This window comes from Spirosoma sp. 48-14 (assembly GCF_001898575.1).
Classification (GTDB): domain Bacteria; phylum Bacteroidota; class Bacteroidia; order Cytophagales; family Spirosomataceae; genus Spirosoma.
Genome location: NZ_MKUD01000033.1, coordinates 892 through 8234, shown reverse-complemented (window position 1 = coordinate 8234; position 7343 = coordinate 892). Strand labels below are relative to the sequence as shown.

The 7343-nt window shown below is 42.1% G+C and carries 9 protein-coding genes; 4 read left to right on the top strand and 5 right to left on the bottom strand.

The genetic code is table 11. From position 1 onward, the window contains the following. From BGO59_RS18325 to BGO59_RS18315, 3 genes are all read left to right on the top strand, one after another. Nucleotides 1–771, top strand: a 771-nt coding sequence (locus tag BGO59_RS18325) for a hypothetical protein (protein ID WP_293685399.1), incomplete at its 5' end; no start/stop codon positions are given. A gap of 63 nt (nucleotides 772–834) precedes the next feature. Further along, a complete protein-coding gene (locus tag BGO59_RS18320; RefSeq protein ID WP_293685397.1) occupies nucleotides 835–1188 on the top strand; it encodes a TerB family tellurite resistance protein in 354 nt (117 codons plus the stop codon). A gap of 447 nt (nucleotides 1189–1635) precedes the next feature. Next, on the top strand, nucleotides 1636–1815 hold the full coding sequence (locus tag BGO59_RS18315; RefSeq protein ID WP_293685396.1) for a hypothetical protein: 180 nt from the start codon (nucleotides 1636–1638) through the stop codon (nucleotides 1813–1815). Between the two features lie 205 nt (nucleotides 1816–2020). Here BGO59_RS18315 and BGO59_RS18310 read toward each other — a convergent pair whose 3' ends face one another. From BGO59_RS18310 to BGO59_RS18300, 3 genes are all read right to left on the bottom strand, one after another. Further along, nucleotides 2021–2215, bottom strand: coding sequence for a hypothetical protein (locus BGO59_RS18310; protein WP_157634692.1), 195 nt, complete (start codon nucleotides 2213–2215; stop codon nucleotides 2021–2023). 626 nt (nucleotides 2216–2841) lie between these two features. Continuing rightward, a complete protein-coding gene (locus BGO59_RS18305) occupies nucleotides 2842–3507 on the bottom strand; it encodes a hypothetical protein (protein ID WP_293685392.1) in 666 nt (221 codons plus the stop codon). Between the two features lie 28 nt (nucleotides 3508–3535). Continuing rightward, complete coding sequence (locus BGO59_RS18300) at nucleotides 3536–4630, bottom strand: replication initiation protein (RefSeq protein WP_020597262.1); 1095 nt, start codon at nucleotides 4628–4630, stop codon at nucleotides 3536–3538. Nucleotides 4631–5696: 1066 nt separating this feature from the next. Between BGO59_RS18300 and BGO59_RS18295 the strand changes: the two genes are divergently transcribed. Further along, nucleotides 5697–5957, top strand: a complete 261-nt coding sequence (locus BGO59_RS18295; protein WP_020597263.1) for a hypothetical protein — start codon at nucleotides 5697–5699, stop codon at nucleotides 5955–5957. Between the two features lie 5 nt (nucleotides 5958–5962). Here BGO59_RS18295 and BGO59_RS18290 read toward each other — a convergent pair whose 3' ends face one another. Further along, complete coding sequence (locus BGO59_RS18290; RefSeq protein ID WP_293685386.1) at nucleotides 5963–6490, bottom strand: hypothetical protein; 528 nt, start codon at nucleotides 6488–6490, stop codon at nucleotides 5963–5965. 7 nt (nucleotides 6491–6497) lie between these two features. Further along, nucleotides 6498–7205, bottom strand: coding sequence for a ParA family protein (locus BGO59_RS18285; protein WP_293685384.1), 708 nt, complete (start codon nucleotides 7203–7205; stop codon nucleotides 6498–6500). Nucleotides 7206–7343: the final 138 nt, after the last annotated feature.

Sequence of the window (7343 nt, the reverse complement as noted above, 5' to 3'; positions counted from 1 at the left end):
GCCATCCGTGACGTAGTCGACCGGTTGATTCCAGCGTACCGTCTGCTGATTAAGTACACGACAACCGGGGAATTCAATATCAGTATAATCTTGCCGACCAGTTTATCGGTGGGTAGTGAACGGTTGCACCATAGTCTGATTCTGACCAACAGTTATAACGGTCGCACGCCGTTCAGTATCCAGGGGCAAACCCTGACTACGCTGTTGGATGCCTCCTCCCAACTGGGCAGTAGTCTCTACCGGTCGGTCTGTCAGAACGGGCTGTTGGGATGGGCGGATTCGTTTGCCGATCTGGATACATACCGGGGTTGGCTGGACGAGTGGGCGAAGAGAACTGATAAACTACCCTCCGCCCGAAGTAACCCCTCGCCCGCCCGTTCAACACGAACCACCACCGACATTCGTACCATTCATCACCGGGCTCTGACGATTGAGCGTTTTCAGGAGCACCTGAGTAAGCTATTGCTTGAGCATTTATCGGCCCCTCCGGCCCTGACGGCCGTGGTCTACAACCAACTACAGGAGGCCCCGCTGGCCGGAGCCCAGGAGGGTCTGATCCGCAAGCTGCCCATACCCGTTCAACTGGCTAAGCAGGCCCGCGACCGACTGCGGCTGGAAGAGCGACTGCTCAAAGAGCCTGCTTCGTACTGGCTCTTATATAATGCCGTTAATTACGCCTTGTTTACCAGTCGGAGCAGCCTGACGCTCAATGACCGCTACCGGCTCGATGAACGGGTGTTTCATCAACTGGTTGCGCTGGCTCAGGCTTAGTTACATCGCTCACACCCTGGCCGATTCGTTCGTAGTAACAATTCATCAACAACTGATTCCTTTATGCATTCCCCCGACATATCGCTGGGATTAGGTAGCGTCGTTTATGCGCTGGCTAAGCTGGATGGCGATTTTCACCGACAGGAAGTCGAAGCCGTCAATGAACTACTGGCGAAGGAGCCTTATAGCAACTTAGCCATTTGTGCCTGCTTTTTACGGGATACCGTTAACGAAACCACCGAGGAAGCGTATGCATTTGGCCTGCGCCGGATGGCTGATAAGCGCGTTGAACTCGACAAACAGACCAAGAAACGATTTGTCAATATTCTGTTGCGGGTTGCCCGGGCGCATGAGGGTATCTCCCGTCAGGAGCGGGCCTTTATCCGGGCTTTTTGGCGGGAGCTTCAGCAACTTTAATTCGGCGCGTTTATTGGCGGGAACAAATGGGAATTGAGGTGCTGTCACTATTCACTTTATTCGTGCTAGCAGCAACTGGTCTGTTTCTGTGGCGGGAACAGCGTCGTTATCAGCATAGATGCCGGAAGCGAAATCCAGATTAGTCACAACAAGGCTATCCGACTAAGACATAGGCTTCGGGAAACAAGTAAATTTTGTCGATATGGGTATTAGGTATTTTAATCGGTAAAGCCAGTAAGTTGGAAACTGAATGCAACATGCAACAGGAAATTAAGCAGTACCCAATGCGTGTTTCCTGCCTTTTTATGCCAAACGACTGGCTGCTAGTAGAGTGTAAGGTTTCGAGACAGCTAGTTACCATACCTGGGTGGGTTGGGTTGCGGCAAAAAAGCAGTAGTGCTTCCTCCTTTGAAAGCAGGATTACTGTAGCCACTGGTTTAGAAGCTTATGAAATGTACTCATCCCCGGAGCGCTGTTCGGCAAAAGCAAGTCGAAAGAGCCGCTATGCAGACTGCCATAGCAGTTGACAAGCTGACCTGCCTTATTTACCCGAGCTATCCAGGCCAGATTGGATCGGCCTTTGTAAAATTGGTGCAGGACGTCTTATCGACACTGGATAAATCATAAAGCGCAGCCGCTCTGTTTTGACAAGCAGTATCATGGTTATGAACGTTGCCACAATTGTGAATGAGTGCCTGGAAGCAGTCGTTTTTAACCCGGGTATGTTTCGTTAACCCGTTTAAATCAAGGTAACTTTTCCGGACGGGTCAACCCGCCCACCGTTCAGGAAAACGTCCCTTTGATTAATATTAATATATGGGTAGCTAACTTGTTAGTTAGCTGGCAAAGCAGGAGTAAATCCTAATTTGACTAATACCCCCTCATACGAATTGACTCCCTCAAAGGCTAAAGCCCCGTTAATATCGGGTTCGTCGTCTTCATTCAGGGGAGCCACCCATGCTGTAGCCTTTTTTTCGGCAGACGCCGGTATGAGGCTTACGGCTACTTTCGTTACAATCGTCTCCACTTGAGTGTAAGTCTCTACGTCATCTGGGTGAGGAATTCGAAAAATCCACACCATGGGAGTTGGTAGTCTATAGTAACTATCAACAGTCCCATCTGTCCCAATGTCAATGCCTATAGGAATAAGATCTTTGATTAAGTAAGAATCCATTTTTAATATAACATGGCTTGTGTTATGACTGTAAACGTTTGAGAATAACATTATTAGAATAACCCAACTTCAAGTTCACACCGTAGGTATTTGAATGAATCCGTTCTTTTTTTATCCGTAGTCGTTTGGGCCGAGGTGGCTTAGTGATTTCAGTAGGTGATGGCTTAGTAGGCTGATTTATAGGGACTTTTTCGGTTTCCATTTTAAGGTTGTATTTCTAAGTTCAACTTTATTTGTATGGGTAGAGTTTTTGTAATTTAAGGTAAGGGTACTTAATTGACGACTGGTCTTTAATTGAGCTGCGGTACCAATAACACAGCATATTTGTCATTTCACTCCCATATGGCAATCGTGGTTTTATCGGAAGCAATACGACTTTTTTGTTCAAGAACTATTAGGGAAGCTTTTTATCTGATTTTATTTTGAAGTAGTAGCGATTTCTTCTATAATATGATGCTAAGTAAGTTACCCAATCAACCTTAACTCTTTGACACCTTACGAAGCATTTTGAAGTACACAGTATAAGAATCTCCATTCAAATAGAACCAGGATGATGGATCTGGCTCTATTTCATTTTGTTTCCCCCAATGAAAATCCCCAGTGGCTTTGTTGTAATAGTAGTTGAGAGCTACGTCATATTCATAACTCGTTAAGGTGCTAAAAGCATCGTACCGTTTTATTAATAAGGCAATGGGTTCAGCCATTGACTTTCGTAATTGATATTCAGTTGTACTACCATTTTGTACGGTATATACTGTGTAGGTACCAATTGTATGGTTTGGCACTTTGGCGAAATTGGTGCTTGATCCTTCAACCGTAACCGCTACCGTTTGCGCTCCAGCCGGTTTCACCGTTAATTGATATCCTCCCCCTTTTATACTTCCATCAGGCTGACTAAGACTGTAGCTACCTTCTTGATATGCTTTAAAGCCATCTCCTACTTTAAACCCCGCATCGACGAATACTGCATTGTATGTACCTGATACCCGTTGAATTGGGTCAGGATTTTCACCTAACTCGATTTGGTTATTTAATGCAATTGGGTCAGGCTCTTTTTTGCATCCACTTACCAGAATAAGCAAAACCCCAATGTAACTTATGATTTTATATGTGCTCATAGGATAAGATTTTCTTAGATTGGCCATACAATTACACTTTTTTTCCCCGCTGTTCTTATTCTTCGGATTGAAATAAACTCATGGTGCCAATGATTGAGCTAATTGCTTTAGGTGTACCTGTTCGACGTGGAGTGGCCGACTTGGGAGTAGTTTCTTTCTTTTTTACTTTAACGTTTTCAATACCAAGGGATTTTACCATGTAAGCCGTAGCATTTTTAACGTTTTTCCGCTTTCCTGAAGCTACCTCTGTATGGATTCGCAGGAATGTTTCTAACTTATCAGAGTTGTCGGTTATGGCTGCTTTCTGAGCCTCGTTGAGTGTGTAGCCTGCAAACCATTGCCACGCTAATGCAACGGCTTCTCCAATGGGCATTTTCTGGATATATTCTCTGCTCGCATCTACTTCGCTTTCAATCTGACTTAGCGGTGTTTTTTTAGTAAACTTTAAGCGGGTTACCCGTTTACCCTCTTTCTTAACCGGTTCGTAAGTAAATTCAATGCCCGTCTTCTCCTTGATTTCATTATACGCTACATCTAAGCACTTACGCGTAAAATCAAAATACTTGAACGTTTCGGGTACGTTAAGAATATGCCTCAAGTGATCGACCTCATAGGTAAAAGTATCGCTTCGGTAGTGACTCATTAGAATTTCATATACCCGTTTTGAATAGAGGGAACCTAACGAGCGCATTACTTCATAATCATAACTTGTCCATGTTTTTCCTAGCTCAGTGTAGTAAGGTACAGCGCCAGAGAACATGGTAATTTTTAAACACATCTTCCCCTTGTTCATCAGGTTCTCAACCAGTGGAAAAGGGATCATATACTTAAAATAGCGTTCACCCTTTTCATTGGTAAAGGCGAATCCCTGTTGCTTTAGCTGCAACGATTTTGCAGCCCGCTCAATTTCACTGTAGTTTCTACTCTTACTGAGCTCAGCAAACGGGATTAGGAACTCAACATTTTGATTAGGGAACAAGGGCTGGCTTTTCTCAAAGTAGCGTATAGTCAACTGATTAATAATCATAACGACTATATTCTTCTCCAAAGCCGTGAACATCTGCCGAGACTCAGTTATCAGGTTGGGCTGGTAATTGTTTTTTTGCTTCTTACTGGGCACCACCATCAAATTTTCCGTTGAATCCGACATAGCGAATAAAAATAAGTTTTCAGGAAAAACATCCGCAATTTAGAAATAAAATAAGCACTACCAAATCGAATTGTACAAAATTGATGTAACTACAACTACTTATCTCTCAGAATGTTACTAAAATCGATCTTCGTTGCCAAGTCGCTTTTGCTTCGTATCTGAGTCGTTTTCTTGATTTAACAAATGGTAGAAAAATCTACCATTTGTTAAATCATTGGTTCTAAGGACTTAGCGAGCCATCCATTACGCTTATTTAGATCTAATTTTGTCCGTTTTACGGACTAGTAGAGGAGTTGTTATTGTATTATATTGATACAGAAATTGTAATAAACTAATAAGTTGGACTTGCCTTCTACTCCGTACTCTGGTCGCTTTTCGCTGAAAGGTTCTTAGGACATATTGCTTCGTACTCTGGTCGCTTTTAAGGGGGTTCTATATGCTTCGTACACAAGTCGTTTTTCGCCTAGTTAATTCGTACACAAGTCGTTATTGCTTCGTACATTAGTCGTTATTGCTTCGTACATTAGTCGTTATTGCTTCGTACATTAGTCGCTTTAGCTTCGTACATTAGTCGCTTTTCTTTTAGTAAAATACTAATAATCAACTAATTAAGTCATTCCTAATCTATCTAATTTTAGAAATTTTTAGAAAAATTTGACAATCTTGCTAAAAAAGAACAAAGGGGAAAAAAAGAGAGACAAAATATGTTTAAATGTTCATATTTTACTAAAACCATTTATTATAAACTGCCTAAATTACTAAAAAAATCTTCCGGCAACTATATTTGTAGTTATTATAGCTTTTAGCATTTTGTCCAATTTCAAAGTAGAAGATTCGAATACACTAACTGTTTGTGCCAAAATGACAGTAAATCTTAGATTATACCCTTTTTTTGGTCATACCAAAAGTAAATGATATATTATGAGACCCTCCTGTATTCTGGTATCTCAGATCTGACTGTTAAAAATAGCGTGTCTTGATTAGTGTATAAAGACAAATCAGTTATTGCAATTTTTAATAATCGCCCCTTAGCTGTTATTTTACGAGAAACCGGATGAATCGACCTATGAAAGATTCTGATAAGTCTGATTCAAAAAAATTATCAGACCTTATAAAAGAGTCAAATATAACTATGCAGGACCTGGCAGAGGTCTTGAATTATAACCGTGCCACTATAAGGGTACGCAAAAAGAACCCAGAGTTATACACAATTTTAGAAATTGTTACCCTGGCGAAAATGCTTAAGAAAACGCCTACCGCTGTTGTTAAGATAATTCTTCGCGAAATGAATGAATCAGCAGGTGACGTGGATAAGGAGGATGATTAATCCCCCTACCCTACCGCTTCGACTAATGCTTTTAGCTTAGGATATAATGGGTGTAATACAATCAGTTCATCAATAATGGCACTCTGGGTTTTATTTTCCAGCGAACTAATCATATTGAGTAGCTTGTGAGCCCTAGCTGATACTCGTGCTGCATTCAATGGCGATGGCGCTGGTGTCTCCATTTTCTTTTTTGATTTTGCGCCCCTTTTATTAACCGTGCTCCCCTTGTCTGCCGATTCAGTTACGGCCGGTTCAGTCTCCACAGAATTCACGACAGGCATGTTAGTTGGTGACTTCACATCAGCCACAGCTTCTTGCACCGGTGGAACGACTGGCGCATTAGAGCCCGATCCCTTCGAGTCTTGAACGTGAGCAGCTGGTACCTTAACTTCAGGAGCTGATTCATTTTGTATAGGTACTGCTTCTATTTCCGAAGAAGACTCGGTACTGTCTGTGTTATTAAGTGTTTTGGTACCTTGCTCGGCGGCTTTATTTCTAGCACTTTTCGAGATTAATCCAAAGCTTTTTGCCATCGGTGTCTTATTTAGTGGTTGGAGTGTTCAGATCCGCTTCTATTTCATACTTCTCTAAAAACTCTTTGATAAAGGGCAAAAACTCATCTCTGCCTTCTTGGCTTTCTAACAGCGAGGTATATGTGTTATAGTTCTCGAAGATTTTTTTAAGCTTGATTTTTGATTGAAATAACTGGATCCCAATTTCTTCGGCAAATTCAGGCAGATATGTATTCTCCTTAATGTTTCGGAAAAAGTTGTGAAACGCATAGACGTACGTTGGATAGCCTTCGTCCTGTCTAATTTTTTTTAGTTCAGCCATAGTGGCCATAAAGTGGCCAGTCGCCAGTGCGTCAGCCCTGGCTGGTTTAATGGGGATGATAAAGCTGTCACACATGGCTAACAGAGCAATGATCGCATCATCTTCCAGGCCTGTCATACGGGGCATATCGATGAAAATGAGATCGTAACTTTCATTTTCATAAGCTTCCTCAATAATTGCCTGGGCTTCTTCGGGAGTGGCCGTTTTGAGATCCCAGTCAAAGGTTACTCCTCCCCCACCCGATTCAGCAATTTCCTTATCCTCCTGTCGGAGGTCAGTTATTGACTTCTGATTATCGGCGTCAATAACCAGTACCTTTTGGCCACTATGCTTAGCCAACACGTTCGCGATCCAGCAGGTTGTTGCTGTTTTACCGGCCCCACCCTTCATGGTCGATGCGCAAATGACTCTCATACATATTTGGTTTTAAATGTTACTTTGTATATTTGTTAACAAATATACAAAACACACTAAGAAATTAATTAATTATGCAAATAATTTCTTAATTTTAAACAATACAAACAATACAAACAATACAAACAATACAAACAA